Annotated in this window: 13 protein-coding genes; all 13 read right to left on the bottom strand. The window is 47.6% G+C overall.

Annotated features, from left to right (window positions below; translation table 11 throughout):
- Positions 1 to 5: 5 nt before the first annotated feature.
- The 13 genes from NLX74_RS08370 to bshA all read right to left on the bottom strand — a co-directional run bounded on the left by NLX74_RS08370 (position 6) and on the right by bshA (position 14925).
- Positions 6 to 1508: an AAA family ATPase gene (locus NLX74_RS08370; protein WP_254328426.1), complete on the bottom strand. Its 1503-nt coding sequence runs from the start codon at positions 1506 to 1508 to the stop codon at positions 6 to 8.
- Positions 1501 to 2034 (bottom strand): hypothetical protein, encoded by a 534-nt coding sequence (locus NLX74_RS08365; RefSeq protein WP_061829183.1) that lies wholly within the window; start codon positions 2032 to 2034, stop codon positions 1501 to 1503. The genes NLX74_RS08370 and NLX74_RS08365 overlap by 8 nt, the downstream gene beginning before the upstream one ends.
- Positions 2035 to 2574: 540 nt before the next feature.
- Positions 2575 to 3099, bottom strand: a complete 525-nt coding sequence (locus NLX74_RS08360; protein ID WP_254328425.1) for a cell wall elongation regulator TseB-like domain-containing protein — start codon at positions 3097 to 3099, stop codon at positions 2575 to 2577.
- A 37-nt stretch (positions 3100 to 3136) separates the two neighbouring features.
- Positions 3137 to 4438, bottom strand: coding sequence for an amidohydrolase (locus NLX74_RS08355; protein WP_254328424.1), 1302 nt, complete (start codon positions 4436 to 4438; stop codon positions 3137 to 3139).
- Entirely contained in the window at positions 4425 to 5078 is a 654-nt protein-coding gene (locus NLX74_RS08350; RefSeq protein WP_254328423.1) for a redox-sensing transcriptional repressor Rex, read from the bottom strand. Before NLX74_RS08350 ends, NLX74_RS08355 begins: the two co-directional genes overlap by 14 nt.
- 44 nt (positions 5079 to 5122) lie before the next feature.
- Positions 5123 to 7990, bottom strand: coding sequence for an ATP-dependent DNA helicase DinG (dinG, locus tag NLX74_RS08345; RefSeq protein ID WP_254328422.1), 2868 nt, complete (start codon positions 7988 to 7990; stop codon positions 5123 to 5125).
- 155 nt (positions 7991 to 8145) lie between these two features.
- A complete protein-coding gene (locus NLX74_RS08340; RefSeq protein ID WP_061829188.1) occupies positions 8146 to 8778 on the bottom strand; it encodes a tetratricopeptide repeat protein in 633 nt (210 codons plus the stop codon).
- Between the two features lie 82 nt (positions 8779 to 8860).
- Positions 8861 to 9244 carry an aspartate 1-decarboxylase gene (panD, locus tag NLX74_RS08335; protein WP_013371641.1) on the bottom strand — a complete coding sequence of 128 codons (384 nt, stop codon included), beginning with the start codon at positions 9242 to 9244 and terminating at the stop codon, positions 8861 to 8863.
- Positions 9237 to 10175: a pantoate--beta-alanine ligase gene (gene panC / locus NLX74_RS08330; protein ID WP_254328421.1), complete on the bottom strand. Its 939-nt coding sequence runs from the start codon at positions 10173 to 10175 to the stop codon at positions 9237 to 9239. The genes panD and panC overlap by 8 nt, the downstream gene beginning before the upstream one ends.
- Positions 10172 to 11071: a 3-methyl-2-oxobutanoate hydroxymethyltransferase gene (gene panB / locus NLX74_RS08325; RefSeq protein WP_023989139.1), complete on the bottom strand. Its 900-nt coding sequence runs from the start codon at positions 11069 to 11071 to the stop codon at positions 10172 to 10174. The genes panC and panB overlap by 4 nt, the downstream gene beginning before the upstream one ends.
- Before the next feature lie 345 nt (positions 11072 to 11416).
- Positions 11417 to 12391, bottom strand: a complete 975-nt coding sequence (locus NLX74_RS08320; RefSeq protein WP_254328420.1) for a biotin--[acetyl-CoA-carboxylase] ligase — start codon at positions 12389 to 12391, stop codon at positions 11417 to 11419.
- On the bottom strand, positions 12384 to 13706 hold the full coding sequence (locus NLX74_RS08315; RefSeq protein ID WP_254328419.1) for a CCA tRNA nucleotidyltransferase: 1323 nt from the start codon (positions 13704 to 13706) through the stop codon (positions 12384 to 12386). The genes NLX74_RS08320 and NLX74_RS08315 overlap by 8 nt, the downstream gene beginning before the upstream one ends.
- A gap of 55 nt (positions 13707 to 13761) precedes the next feature.
- Positions 13762 to 14925, bottom strand: a complete 1164-nt coding sequence (gene bshA, locus NLX74_RS08310; RefSeq protein WP_254328418.1) for an N-acetyl-alpha-D-glucosaminyl L-malate synthase BshA — start codon at positions 14923 to 14925, stop codon at positions 13762 to 13764.
- Positions 14926 to 14997: the final 72 nt, after the last annotated feature.

Here is a 14997-nt window from a genome sequence, read left to right as displayed (position 1 = left end):
AAAAATTATGCTGGTAATAAAGCATTTTCACTAAATTGACATCTAAATTGGTCTCCAGACAGAGTTTCTTCCTTCATCAGGATGTCAAGTGAGTTGTCGAACACAGGACGATGCTTTTCCAGCAACTCCAAAGTTCGGGTGTGCAGGTCAGCCATAATCTCGCCATTTTCCCGCATAAGTTCTTCTTTGGTTACCATTTCCATGTTAATAATGCCAAGTGAAGTCAAACCGGAAGTCATCATCGTATGGACGATGTTCAGCGCCTGCTCAAAATCATTACTTGAGCCGGTACTGCGACCGCCATAGTACATTTCTTCCGCTGTAGCCCCTGCGAGCGAGATCATGATCTGCTCCTCCAGGAACTGCTTGGTGTATAAATAATGCTCTTGCTGTGGATTGTGGCGCACATAGCCAAGCGCTTTCCCACGTGGGCTAAGTGCTACCTGGCTTACGCTACCAGGACGAACAATTTCGGCCATAATAGCATGTCCCAGTTCATGAATCGCTACACGTTTTTTCTCTTCCAACGTCGATTCTCGATCTGTCTTTTCACCCATCATTACTTTGTCAATTGCCATCGACAGATGCTTCTGCGCAATCATTTTCTGATCCTGTCTCATCGCATAGATTGCCGCTTCATTCATCACGCTCTCCAGCTGTGCGCCGGAAAACCCGTAAGATTCCTCAGCAATTTTGTCCAGATTCGCATCTTCCTGAATCGGTTTGTTTTTGGCATGAATTTTAAGAATATGAAGACGGCCCTTCTTGTCAGGCAAATCCACTTGAATATGACGGTCAAAACGCCCTGGACGCGTTAAGGCACTGTCCAGCATTTCTTTACGGTTTGTTGCTGCAATGATCAAAATCCGCGGAGTGTCTGCCGAATAAATGCCATCCATTTCTGTCAGCAACTGATTTAAAGTCTGATCATATTCTCGTTGCTGCCCACCCTCACGTTTACCACCAATTACGTCGATCTCGTCAATAAAAACAATCGCATTTTCCTTCTTTTCCTTGGCTGCACGAGTACGTGCCTCCCGAAACAACTCACGGACACGACCCGCGCCAACACCAACGTACATTTCAACAAATTCACTACCTGAGGCTGCAACAAATACAGAATTAGTATAGTGTGCGGCTGCTTTCGCCATCAGTGTTTTCCCTGTTCCCGGAGGACCTGTGAGCAGAACACCTTTTAATGGACGGATACCAAACTTGGAAATTTCATCATGTCGATTCAAAAAGTCCAGGGCCTCACGCAGCTCCTGCTTAGCGCTTTCCTGCCCACCGATTTCCTCAAAAGTCAGTTTGTCCGGACCATTTTTTTTGCGTTTACGTTCTTGCCCAGCACCTACGGCCAAGCCACCACGTGCATGCATGAGCATTAACAAGCCGCTGAGCATCACGCCAGCAACTAGAAGAGGGATAATATTCACCCCAATAAAAACGAGAAATATAATAGTCACCGGCACTATGCCGATTAATGTTTCCTTGATCCATCTAGGCATTAGGCCATACCCCCATTTGCTGAGATTGACGTGGCAAAACGATAAACTTGGTCGCTTTCCCTTCGCTGAGTCGGATATAGACATTGTTCGAATCCATGTCGGTATCAGCTTTGATACCCGTCTTTTTCTTTTTCATCTGCTCAACTGTAGATGAAATTTGAGTATACTTTTTATTTTCCATCGCTTCGGCTACAGGAAACATAGCCTCAGACCACCATTGATTCAGTGCTGAATTGGAACGATCTTCAATATCCAGCTTAATGGTACGGCTGCCAATGATGGTTTGTCCTTTTTGCTTAACCACATCGACTAATCCGGCCACATCCGCCTGCGGTTTGAGATCTAGTTTCAATACAACCTGATCCTGTTTAATATCTATTTGAGCGCTTGTCACGCCTGGATATTGAGAAACCAGTTTTTCCAGAGGGCTTTGCATTGTAACCTGACGGTAAATGAACCATCCCCCAAATAGCAGCAAAGCTGCCAAAACTGCCGCCACAACGATAGGAACTGCACGCAATTTCAAACAACATCCTCCTCTCAAAATGTAAAACCCAGAAGAAACGGGACGAATGTCAACAAACAACCAAATTGCATGATCTTACAGCGATCAGCAATTTTTTTTCTATCATTTTTGTCTATCACTTATAAAATATAGTATATCATAACGTATATCTAATATCGAAGGCAATGTGTGGAGGAGTTGTGATGAGGCAAAATCTTTGGTTAAGGTGGAGGCGAGACGCTGAGCGTAGGATTTGATCTTACGATCGCTGTTGCCACCCGATTTTTCTCGATTATATTCTTACGGAGAAAATCCGGCGGCAAAGGCGAACGCTCCGCTTCTCCAGATTCAAATCCTCCACTCCGTACTGCCCGCCATAAAGATGAATTTGCCCTAGGAGAGAAGATGGATAGGTAAAGATGCTTCACTGGCTTTCAGCCCACTTTACGGCATAGCAAGACTAAAAGACGTAAATACGAATTTCATCGCATTTACGTCTTTTTCTTAAGCTTTCAATTATTTACTAGTCATTTATTCCACATCTGCTAATCCTCAACCAGCTCAGTTATTGGGCAAAGTATACTTTACACCCGTCGCCACCCCATCTGAGAAACGATAAAAGGTGTAGTAATGATGACTTCCATCATCGTAAAACAACTGCCACACATATTCGCCATTGAACACACTCGGCTGAAGCCTTACAATTTTTGCACCTGGAAGCTGCTGCTGAATTATTGACGTCATTTTTTGCTCATCGACTCCGTTCTTCAGCAACTCGGTGTGAACACCGCTATTATCTGCGGCAGGTACGTTAGGTTGTCCCTCCACTTTTTGAAAAGGAACCCACACCATTATATTTTCATTCTGTGCATTTTTCCCTTGAACCACCCAATATACCTGATCCCACACAGACTTCCATGTTTGAGTCGTGCTAACCAGACCACCTGATTGCTTGGCCTTAATGATAGCGGCATTTTTCTCAGCCACCTGGTCTTGAGTAACATAGGAATAATACCAGAAAATGCTGACCAGGATCAGTATTACGGCCAAAATGGCGACCGCTATCCACTTTTTCTTATTTTTCAAACCCGTGCTTCCTCTCTAAGGGGATGTGACACCTGAATTAGCGCGACAGCAGCCCTTCAAAGGCGGCTTGTGCCTCATGTTTGATGCGTTCCTCGTCCATAGTCAGGCATTCGCCGTTTTTCACAACCTGACGACCGTCTACCCATACGTGAACCACGTCTTTGGCGCTTGCTGAGTATACCGCATGGGAAATAAGATCTGTACGCGGCAAGAAATGTGCCTGATTCAGATCCAGCGCGATAAAGTCAGCCTTGTTGCCTGCTGCCAACGCTCCTACTTCTTTTAAACCAATTGACTTTGCACCGTATTCTGTTGCCAGACGCAGCGCTTCACTCGCAGGAACTGCTGTAGGGTCACCAGATACACCCTTGTGAATAAGTGCTGCCAGACGCATTTCCTCGAACATATCCAGGTTATTATTACTGGCAGGACCATCCGTTCCGAGAGAAACGGTAACCCCTGCACGCAGCAATTCAGGCACTCTTGCCACACCACTTGCCAGCTTCAAGTTGCTACCTGGGTTGTGCGAAACCGCTACACCACGTTCAGCCAGTAAAGCTATTTCTTCGTCGTTCAAATGAACGCCATGGGCAACAAGCGAGGGACGGGAGAAAAAGCCAAGCTTATCCAAGTGTGCAACTGGACGCAAACCGTAGTCTCGTACGTTTTGCTCCACTTCGGCGATCGTCTCAGACATGTGTGTATGCAGTGGCAAATCCAGATCATGCGCAGCTTGTACGAATTTTTCAATAAACGCAGGTGGACAGGTGTATGGCGCATGCGGTGACATCATCGTTGTAATACGCCCGTCTGCTTTACCATGCCAGTTACGCGCAAAAGTCACGGCCTCAGCCAGCTTGATTCGCTGTTCTTCCTCCGAACATAGTCCAATTGCTCCACGCATCAGACTTGCACGAATACCTGACTCTTCAGCTACACGAGCCACCTCATCCATATGATCGTACATGTCCAGGAAGGTCGTTGTACCACCTTTCAGCATTTCCAGCACAGACAACGACGTACCCCAGTACACGTCCGTAGATGTAAACTTGGCTTCCATAGGCCACATTTTTTCCTGAAGCCATACTTGAAGTGCCAAGTCATCTCCATGCCCACGCAGCAGAGACATCGCCGCATGACCATGAGTATTAATCAGACCAGGTAAAAACAAAAGCCCCTTACCATCGATCGCTTCCGTCTCTTCCTCACCCGAAGGCAAAGTCTCGCCAATGTAAGTAATGCGGCTATCTTCCACAATCATAAAACCATGGATTACCCCAGATTCTGGTCCATTTACGGCAAAAGAGCCGTTTTTAATCATCCATTTATTCACTGTCATATTGTGTTTCTTCCTTTCCGTCCTCCAAATAATAAGCGAGGCTAAGCAAATCAGTTGTAAAGTCTGTGGCATGAATCCGAATGTTGGCCGGTGCCTTGAGAGTAGTCGGTGCAAAGTTAAGGATCGCTCCAATTCCGCTCTCAATAAGCCTGTCAGCCACGTGCTGTGCTTCAAAATCAGGTACGGTAATAATCCCGATTCGAATGTTTTTTTCTTTCACAGTCGCTTCCAGTTCATGCATCGGTTGCACGACCAATGTATTGATCTTGGTCCCTACCTTATCCGGAAACGCATCAAATACCGCTACAATCTTCATATTGTCTTTTAAATAAGCGTTATAATTCGAAAGAGCTTGCCCCAGATTACCCGCTCCGACCAATACTACATTAATTTGCTGATCGATTTTCAGGATATGGCGTATTTTCTCAATTAGATAAGAAACATCATAACCGATACCCTTCCGACCAAAATCTCCAAAATAGGCGAGATCTTTACGGATTTGGGCCGGGTTCAAATCTAGCCTCTGTCCCAACTCTTGAGAAGAGACCGTAGCCACCTCCCGTTTGTGAAGTGCATTCAGATAACGTAAATATACGGGTAACCTCCGTACGACAGCCTCTGAAATTTTATCTGATTTCATACTTGCTCCCCCTAATTGTAACGAACATACTTAGTGTCCGTCCGTTATGCCTCGGTCTCCGGGGCGGATTGGAGCCATTCGGCGATGCGGGGCACCATTTGCTCCGATGGCATATGCTCCATTTTTGGTCCCGGTAACGAGTACAAAAAGTGCTTTCCGTAATAGGATTCGATCACACGCGTATCGTAAACGATAACGACCCCGTGGTCGCTCGCTGTACGAACCAACCGACCAAATCCCTGTTTGAAGCGAATAACCGCTTGTGGTACAGACAGCTTCATAAATGGATTCTTCTTCTGCTGCTGGAGCAGCTCGCTTTTTGCCTCCAGCAACGGGTGATTCGGCGGTTGAAATGGCAAGCGAACAATGGCTAGACAAGTCAGAGCCTTCCCCGGAATATCGACGCCTTCCCAGAAGCTGCTGGTTCCCAGCAATACAGAAGCTTTGGCTTCCTGAAAACGGCGGGTTAGCTTGCTGCGACTCCCACTGTCCACACCTTGTCCCAGCACAGTAATTTCGCTGGATGCTAAGGCCTCTTTAAGCGGCTCATACACTTGCCGGAGCATCCGATAGGAAGTAAACAGAACGAGCATTCTCCCCCGCGTCGCCTGAGCAGTCGCTCCTAGAGAGCTAACGAGCATATCTACAAAGTGTGCATCTCCTACACTGCCCTTCACGCTTGGGAAATCCCGTGGAATGACCAGCAGCACCTGATCCCTGTAATTAAAGGGTGACGGGAGCTGCGAAGTCATCAGCCGCTCTTGATCTGCGGCCTCCTGCAAGCCGAGCTGATCGATCATGTACTGAAACGACTTATCTACCGATAAGGTAGCAGACGTCAGAATAATGCTTCTTTTTTTGTCAAAAAACATTTCTTTCAACTGGCGGCTCACATCGACGGGCACCGCATAAAATTGTAATGATTTACTGCGGAATTGCCCACTCGCTTCGAGCCAGTATACGGTTGTTTCATCATCGAGTCGCATAAAAAAGCGCAAATTTTCTCGAATCCCCGCCAGATCCTTGAGCAGACCCGTGATATCTGTAATAAGGCTATCCGCCGCATAATCGTCATGTTCTTCCTTGACGTCCAGCATCAGCTTGTCGCCCTTGCGCAAAATTTCACTCATCGTTACATATAGCTGATTTTCCAAAGCCCCCGCCTGATCCCACTTTGCAGGCTTGGCTGAAGGTTTGAGACGGGAAGAAAACTGTCCTGTTTCACCCGGTGTCGCATCGCTTCGCTCTGGCAACATGCCAAACAGTTTGTCGCTTAGCAGGTCCCAAGTTTCCTTAACCTCTAACACGAGCGGATACATCTGATCGATGGTTGAGGCCCAATGCGTCGACTTCTCGTGCCCCGATTTCGCCAACTGTTGACGAAGTGAAGGCAATTGTCCATTCTTGCTGTCTTTGAACAGTCGTGTCAGTGTATGCACGAGTGTGAAATATTTCATATGCATACCTAGGTGCTTACCAGCTACTTCCTCCAGGTGATGGGCTTCATCAATCACCAGATGTTCATAGCTCGGCAACAACTGGTGACTAGCTTTGACGTCTGTAAACAACTTAGAGTGATTCGTAATAACGACATCCGCTATCCCTGCTTCATGGCGTGCACGATGATAATAGCATTTGCGGAACCATGGGCAAGAGCGACCAAGACAGGACTCTGAATCACTCGCCACCGTTTCCCAGAAATCTCCACCACGGTTGCTCAGATTCAGTTCCTCATCATCACCGGTTTCTGTTAGCGTCAACCAGACGATCATCTGAGCAGCTGTAATTAAATCTTCCTTCGGTGTCGCGAAGTCTCTTCTGTTTATTTTATGTTCAAACTTACGCAGACACAAATAATGTCCCCGACCCTTGAAAATAGCAGCCCGGAACGGAAACGGAATCACCTTGGTCAGCATCGGAATGTCGCGCTCGCGTAATTGCTCCTGCAGGTTGATCGTATGTGTACTTACCATAACTCGCTGTCCTTTTTTCACACTGTGATACAGCGATGGGAGCAAATAGCCGAGGGACTTCCCTGTTCCTGTACCTGCTTCGATCAGTAGGTGCTTGTCTTCACTCAGTGCCTGATTTACACCCTCAATCATCTGTATCTGCGCCTCGCGCTCCTCATATTGGCTCAAGGATGAACGCAAATTGTCCCGCACATCATCCATGTACTCCTCAAAGGAAACACCTGACAGTGGATTCGGGTCATCTTCTCTACGCGGAGCAGCTAGCTCCGTCCAATCTTCCACTTTTAGCGCAAGCTGACGAAAAAACTGATGTCCCTCCAGATCCTGAATAGGATCAAGCTCTTTCTCTTCACGCACCCCATCAAGAAACCATCCAAGGTCACTGTCTTCCTCTGCAAACAAATCGCTAAGCCGCTGTATCGTTATCAAAGGTAATGCTTGAAGCTCACCCAGACACTTTAAAAAAACCTCAGCCGTAGCCAACGCGTCGCTGTCTGCTTGGTGAGGGCGATCATGCGCCAGCCCAAACTCAGAAGACACAAAACCCAACTGATAAGAAGAAAGCGATGGAAACATAATTTTCAGAAAATCCATTGTATCCAAGATTCTTCCGCTAAACGGTAAATATCCGCACCGATCCAGAGCGTTTTGCAAAAAATTAAAATCAAACGCCACATTATGACCGACCAGTACAACATCGTCCAGCATAGGCACGAGCTCCATCATCATTTCTTCAAGAGCAGGAGCATCCTTGACGTCATCGTCTGTAATTCCGGTCAATCCGGTGATAAAAGGGGGAATAGATCTGCCAGGGTTTACATAAGAGCCGTAAACACGGGAAATGCTGTTATCATGATCTATAATTGCAAGTCCGACTTGAATGATGTCATCCGCGGACTGGGTGCCTGTCGTTTCAAAATCCAATACCGCAAATTTCATTCGGGCTAATCCTTTCTTATGACACTTACAAAAATAATAACTCTGTATATTAGCATAGCAGAAGATCGCCTGTTTGGAAATTAAGACAGCCAAAAAAGACGATGCACACGCCGCCTGAGAGGTGGGCATGCATCGTCTTGCTCGGTGTCTGACAACTACATCCACGTCATCATGGAGCTGTCGTATCGAAGCTTTTCGGTACCGGACAGACAGGCTTCCATATTGTGCAGCGGCTCGGGTAACGCAGGATCGAACTGATGTGCGAGAGCAAAACATTTTTGCGCCTCCTCTACGTCAGCCTGCTTTGCCAACAGACAGCCTAGCGCATTATAGATGACCGCCTTCAGTCCTGCCTGCTCAGTCAGGTCCAGCACCTTCTGAAAATGGCATACAGCCTCTGCTGGATCATCTAGTTGAAAATAGGCCATTCCCATATACATGCGACTCTGCCAGCTGTTCGGAAAATGCTGTAGTACCTGCTCAAATTGTTGGATCGCCTCAGGGTACATGAGTAATCGATAATACCCTTGCCCCCGATTAAAAGCTGGCAGCTCTTTTTCAGGCAGCTCCGTGTCAGACATATCGGTCTCCGCGGAAAACCCGGCCGCACGCAGGCAAACCATTTTTTCCTCAAAGGCCAGCCACTCATCCATAATTCCGTCACTCATTCTCCGCAGCAGACTCCAGTGCTGTAGCAGCTCCTGCCTGCGGGAGCCCTGGGCTGATGGGTAATGCTTCACGATATCATCTAACATGCTGTTCATTTCTGCGAATACATGCTGGAACATGTGCATCCCGCCCTTATGAAAGATGGATTAATACACTCACATTTTTCGCTTAAAAGACGGGTTTCATCCGCACTCCCATTCATTACATGATCGTCGCGTGTACTTCTTTGTTCATCGTTTGGGCTGGTTTATTATGTTCATCAACAAATACCACTGTTGGTTTGTATGTTTTGGCCTCTTCATTCGACATGGAAGCATAAGAAATAATAATGACTGTATCACCAGGCTGCACCAAACGGGCTGCCGCACCATTGAGACAGATTACGCCGCTCCCACGCGGTCCGGGGATAACATAGGTTTCCAGTCGAGCTCCATTGTTATTGTTTACAATTTGAACCTTTTCATTCTCCAACAAATCCGATGTCTCCATGAGATCTTCATCTATAGTGATACTCCCCACATAGTTCAGGTTAGCTTCCGTAACCGTAGCGCGGTGAATTTTGGATTTCATCATGGTTCTAAACATGGGAAAGCACCTCCGCCTTCTGTATTCTTATATTGTCAATCAGTCTGGTATTGCCAAATTTCACAGCCAGCGCTACGATGACGTCTTCCTGAACATCACATAGCCGCTGCTCGGGAAGAAGGGGCTCCAGACCGGGAAAAGTTAATATTTCAATGTAATCAATGTCCGCTAAAGGAGAGGAAGTAATGGTGGACTCCACCATTTGATGTAGCTGACGAATCGTAATTGTGTTTGTTACTATATCTTCGCTCACTTCTTGCACCTTACGCAGTGACTGAGACAGCACCAACGCCTGTTCGCGCTGTTCTGCACTTAAATACACATTACGGGAGCTGAGGGCCAAACCATCCGCCTCTCTGACGATGGGACAAGGTACGATAGTCACGTTCATATTGAGATCAGTCACCATCTGCTGGAGCACAGCAACCTGCTGCGCATCCTTCATTCCAAAGAAAGCCAAATCAGGACCTATCATGTTAAAAAGCTTGGCTACCACCGTAGTCACACCATCAAAATGGCCGGGACGGGAAGCACCGCACAAACGATCTGTCAAAGCGGATACACGAATTTTGGTTTGGGTTGGTTGTGGATACATTTCTGCTACAGTTGGTAAAAAAACAATATCCACTCCTTCGCGCCGCGCTACCTCCAAATCACGAGCTTCATCGCGAGGATAGCTGTCTAGATCTTCATTCGGTCCAAATTGAATCGGATTTACGAAAATGCTAAGCACCACCGTATCCGCCATTTCACGCGCCTTGTGCATCAAGCTCGCATGCCCTTCATGCAGGTATCCCATTGTTGGTACAAAGCCGACTTTATGTTGCTGTAAAGAGGTAGAACCGTGTACCTTTTTTGTTCCGCTTGTCCCAAGCTGCCGACGTTCAGCAATAATCTTGCGCAGCTGATCCACTTCTCTTACGATGATCATGAGCGTGATTCCACCTTTTCCTTAGCTTGTTCCTGTGTCTGTCCTTTTGCCTTACCATACAGGGATTCCACAACGCGGTCATCCGCGCTGAACACATGCTCCGCGGCCGGAAATGCCCGCCCTTTTACATCACTCACATACTGCTCAATGCTGCTGCGGATCAAGCCGCCTACATCGGCATAGGTTTTAACAAAGCGTTTGCTGAAATAAGGCGATGCGTACTGAATCAGATCGTGATAAACGAGTACCTGACCGTCACATCCACGTCCAGCACCAATTCCAATGGTTGGAATGGAAAGCTCTTTAGAAATCGCTGTTGCCACTTCCTCAGTTACCAGTTCCAATACAACGCCAAAAGCACCCGCCTGCTCCAGCGCCTTGGCGTCCGCCATTAACCGGCGTGCGTCCGCTTCGTCCTTGCCTTGAATGCGATAGCCGCCAATTTGATTAACCGATTGCGGAGTAAGCCCGATATGTCCCAATACAGGCACACCTGCCTGAACAGTTGCTTTTACAACATCGGCAATTTCAGCTCCGCCCTCCAATTTAACAGCATGCACATGTCCTTCCTGCATCAGACGGCGGATGCCCTGAAGACTTTCTGATACGCTGCTGTGATATGTCATAAAAGGCATGTCCGCTACGATAAATGTATGTTCCGCGCCTCTTGCGACTGCCCGGGAATGGTACACGATATCATCCAAGGTTACAGGGATGGTTGAATCGTAACCAAGAACTACGTTACCCAGCGAGTCACCTACGAGAATCATGTCAATTCCCGCCTCCTCGGCTATTTTAGCCGATGGATAATCATAGGCGGTCAGCATACTGAGCGGAATGCCCTCTTGCTTCATTTTTTTCATTTTCACAATATTCAGTGCTTGTTTTCCTGCCATTGTAAATGGCTCCCTTCCATCTTTTTTTGGCACAAAAAATAACCTTTTATGAACGCCTGTACATCTGCGTCATCAAAAGGTCCGAACAGCCAAAAAAGACACTCATTTTGAGATCGTCCCTTCTGTCTCGGTCCTGTTCGGCTCAGAGCAGAATCCAACGTAACCTTCAAATGAAGTTATGATGGTCTTACAAACTTGCTAAAGTAGAGCATGTGCCCCTGGAGTGCAGCTCGGACCGTCCGATGCCGCCTCCTGCACAGTATAACAAAAAACATCAGCTTTTTCACGTGAAGTTTTGCACAGGGAATAGAACGATTTCGGTCGTTTTCATAGCTAGGGTCGCTTCTACAATTGTATATCCCCTGAAATGACCTGAATTCGCTCTCCCTGATCCGTTTCTACTACGAGTGCCCCGGAAGGGTCCAAGCCAACAGCTGTACCTTCTACAGTTATCCCTTGCCCGGTATGTGCCCGTATGCTACGGTTCATAGTCACGGACAAAGCCTCCCACAGCATGGCTATAGGCTGAAACCCCTGCTCGGCATACAACTTGCTTAGCTGTTCCATCTCTTCCAGCACTGAGGCGATCAGCACAGTACGGTCAATTTCACGCCCTGCTTCTATTTTCAAGGACGTTCCCACCTGCGATAACTCTTCCGGGTAATCTTCTTTATTTAAATTCACATCAATGCCAATCCCTGCAATACAGTATCGAACCCGTTGATCCTCTGTTGCAGATTCCAGCAGAATACCGGATACTTTGCGACCATGAATCAGCACGTCGTTTGGCCATTTGATACCAGCCTCCACATCCGTCAGCCGACGAATGGCCCTACACACTGCTACACCTGTAAGTAGCGTTAGCTGGGGGGTAAAAGCCAAGGGCTGGGTAGGACGCAACACAATGCTCATCCAGACTCCTTTGCCACGAGGGGAATACCACTTCCGTCCCAAACGTCCCCGACCTGCCGTTTGTTCCTCCGCAAGCACTACTGTCCCCTCTGGCGCGCCCTCTTCTGCCAAACCCATGGCATCTTGCTGAGTGGAAACCGTCGAATCCAGTACAACAATACGCTGGCCAAAAGATTGAGTATTTAACATATTGGTTAATTTGGAGACTTGCAGCCGATCCGGTCGGGATATCAATTGATAACCCCGACGCGAGGAGGCATCAATGTTGTAGCCCAACTCACGCAGTTTGTTGATCTGCTTCCATACTGCTGTTCGGCTAACCGAGAGGCGTCGGCTGATTTCCTCCCCTGATACGTAATCGGATGTACCTTCCTCCAGTATGCCTAACAATCTTTCATGATTATTCACTACTCATCACCCGTTTCGCTTCCTGAAGCAATGTTTCTGTTTCATTCGGAATATCTCCGCAGGCAACAGCTTGTAAAAGCTGTTCCATCATCTGACCCAGCCAAGGGCCGCCTGGTCGATTCATCGCCTGAACCAGTTCATTTCCTGTAATATTTAAATCTTTGATACGAACGACTACAGCCTGCTTTGTCCACGAGCTTGCCAGTTCTGCTGTTTTCGCCACATGCTTTTCTACCCACGGCGGTAATCCGCGGAATGAAGCAGGCAGTGTCTTGTAAAGATCAAGCCAGTCTGAAGCTGTATCTTTTCCCAGTCTAATTAGCAGACGAATCCAGCTACGACGCAGCGCCTCATCGTTGACAATGCCAGACTCCCCCGGATCGGAATCGCCAGCTATGGCACCAGCACTGTAGATTAATTCGGTCTCCCATTCCAGCAGATGAACCAGCCGAAGTCGTACCGCGTTGGAAAAGGTCCAAGCTCTTAGTAGCTCATCCGCTGCCTCTGAGGTAAGTCTACAAGACATTAAGAGCAGGCCCCACCGCAGTTCTTCTTGCAGTTGAACGATCCCCTTGAGCGCCCCTACTTCACATTGTTCCCAAGGAACCGGAACCTTCGTACAACCGAGCAATCCGCTACGGCTCAGCATCTCCAACCCACTTAAAGGGTCAGGGCCCGCTAGCATCTTTTCCAGCTCGACCCGCACACGTTCCATGGCTATGTAACGAAGTCCCTCTTTGCGCCGAATCATGCCTTTCCAGGTGTTGTAAGCAACACGGAACCGAAACACAGAGGCAAAACGGATGCAACGCAGCATCCGTAACCCGTCCTCTTCAAAACGTTCCTCGGCTCGGCCTACACAACGAACGAGAGCGGCTCGTAAATCGGCTTCTCCTCCAAATGGGTCAACACGCTCTCCGTGTTCTGCCATCGCAATCGCATTCATAGTAAAATCCCGTCGCATCAGATCCTCACGGATATCCTTTACGAAGGCAACTTCCGTTGGACGGCGGTGATCGGCATAACCACTTTCCGTACGAAAAGTGGTTACCTCGAACGCATGGCCACCCTGCATGACCGTAACCGTCCCATGCTGAATTCCTGTCGGAATGACGTGAGGGAATAGCGCTATGACCTGTTCAGGCTCAGCCGAAGTAGTCAAATCCATATCATGAATGGCTCTTCCTAATAGCTCATCCCGCACACAGCCACCGACCCAGTAGGCTTCGTGTCCTGCTGCGGTTAGTGTATGTATAACCTCTCTGCCATGAAATGCCATCTCTTGGTCAGCATATTGCCAAGTATTTGTATTCATAGGGTTTCCCCCTTTGCAAGTATTCAATATAAAAAACGGACGCGAGTCCGCCCCCTTAAACGCTGATCGGTTTAAGATCCGGCACCTCGCGTCCCAACACACGGTAATATATCTCTTCATATTGACGGGTAATCAGTTCATCACAAAAAACGGTACGGGCGCGGGTCAGACACGCTTCACGGAAACGTTCCGCCATCGCTTCATCGGACAACAGCTCTACTGCATAATCAGCCATTGCCTCAGTATTACCGATTTCAGCAAGATACCCCGTACTTCCATGAACAACGAGTTCAGGTACCCCCCCTGCTTGAGAACCGATTGTCGGCACTCCACAGGCCATTGCTTCCAATGCAACCAGACCAAAACTTTCTTTTTCCGAGGGAAGCAGCAGCACATCCGCCATAGAAATTACTTCTGCGATCTGATCCTGCTTACCTAAAAAGAAGACCTTATCTTGCAGACCTAAATTCTCGATTTTGCAACGGATTTTGGGAAGATCCGGTCCTTCTCCCACCAACAGTAGCTTCGCAGGTACTTTACGTTGCACTTTTTCAAATATATCCAGCACATCTCCCACCCTTTTGACAGGACGGAAATTGGAAATATGCATCATTATTTTTTCATGCGGTTGGGCAAAATCTCTTCTAAGCGCCGCGGCATCTCGTGGATAATATACCCGTTTATCTACAAAATTGTAGGTTAAATCAATAGGTCGTGTAATTTCCAACGCATCTATCGTCTCCCGAATCAAATCCTTGGAAACCGCTGTCACAGCGTCACTTTTGTTAATAGCCAGCCGAATCAGGTCCTTCAACGACTCATCCTGTGCCAACACTGTAATGTCCGTACCGTGCAAGGTGGTTACCACCTTCAGATGATCACCCACCATTTCCTTCGCCAAGTAAGCGCATACTGCATGGGGTACTGCATAATGAACATGGAGTACGTCCAAATTCTTCATTTGTGCGACTTGGGCCATTTTGGTCGCGAGTGACAAATCATAGGGTGGATATCTAAACACGTAATAATCGTTAACTTCAACCTCATGATAAAAAATATTTTTCTGAAATGCCCCGCCTAATCTGAACGGAATGCTATTGGCAATGAAATGGACCTCATGCCCTTTTTCTGCCAGCAACTTACCCAACTCAGTAGCCACTACGCCGGAGCCACCCAACGACGGATAACAGGTAATGCCAATTTTCAATTTGTCTTTCAAGCTAAGCTGCCTCCTTCCGCTCATCAGTGATAACTTTCCTGCCGATTTATTTTAACATTCTGCAAAATGCTC

The sequence above is a fragment of the Paenibacillus sp. MZ03-122A genome, from assembly GCF_024213325.1.
GTDB lineage: Bacteria > Bacillota > Bacilli > Paenibacillales > Paenibacillaceae > Paenibacillus > Paenibacillus polymyxa_B.
Note: the sequence above shows the minus strand (reverse complement) of the source record. Positions and strands in the feature narration are given on the sequence as shown.

Excerpts from the sequence above, each read along its gene's own strand:
- NLX74_RS08370 (WP_254328426.1), bottom strand. The coding sequence starts at position 1,508 with ATGCCTAGATGGATCAAGGAAACATTAATCGGCATAGTGCCGGTGACT.
- NLX74_RS08355 (WP_254328424.1), bottom strand. The coding sequence starts at position 4,438 with ATGACAGTGAATAAATGGATGATTAAAAACGGCTCTTTTGCCGTAAAT.
- NLX74_RS08350 (WP_254328423.1), bottom strand. The coding sequence starts at position 5,078 with ATGAAATCAGATAAAATTTCAGAGGCTGTCGTACGGAGGTTACCCGTA.
- dinG (WP_254328422.1), bottom strand. The coding sequence starts at position 7,990 with ATGAAATTTGCGGTATTGGATTTTGAAACGACAGGCACCCAGTCCGCG.
- NLX74_RS08340 (WP_061829188.1), bottom strand. The coding sequence starts at position 8,778 with ATGTTCCAGCATGTATTCGCAGAAATGAACAGCATGTTAGATGATATC.
- panD (WP_013371641.1), bottom strand. The coding sequence starts at position 9,244 with ATGTTTAGAACCATGATGAAATCCAAAATTCACCGCGCTACGGTTACG.
- panC (WP_254328421.1), bottom strand. The coding sequence starts at position 10,175 with ATGATCATCGTAAGAGAAGTGGATCAGCTGCGCAAGATTATTGCTGAA.
- panB (WP_023989139.1), bottom strand. The coding sequence starts at position 11,071 with ATGGCAGGAAAACAAGCACTGAATATTGTGAAAATGAAAAAAATGAAG.
- NLX74_RS08315 (WP_254328419.1), bottom strand. The coding sequence starts at position 13,706 with ATGAATACAAATACTTGGCAATATGCTGACCAAGAGATGGCATTTCAT.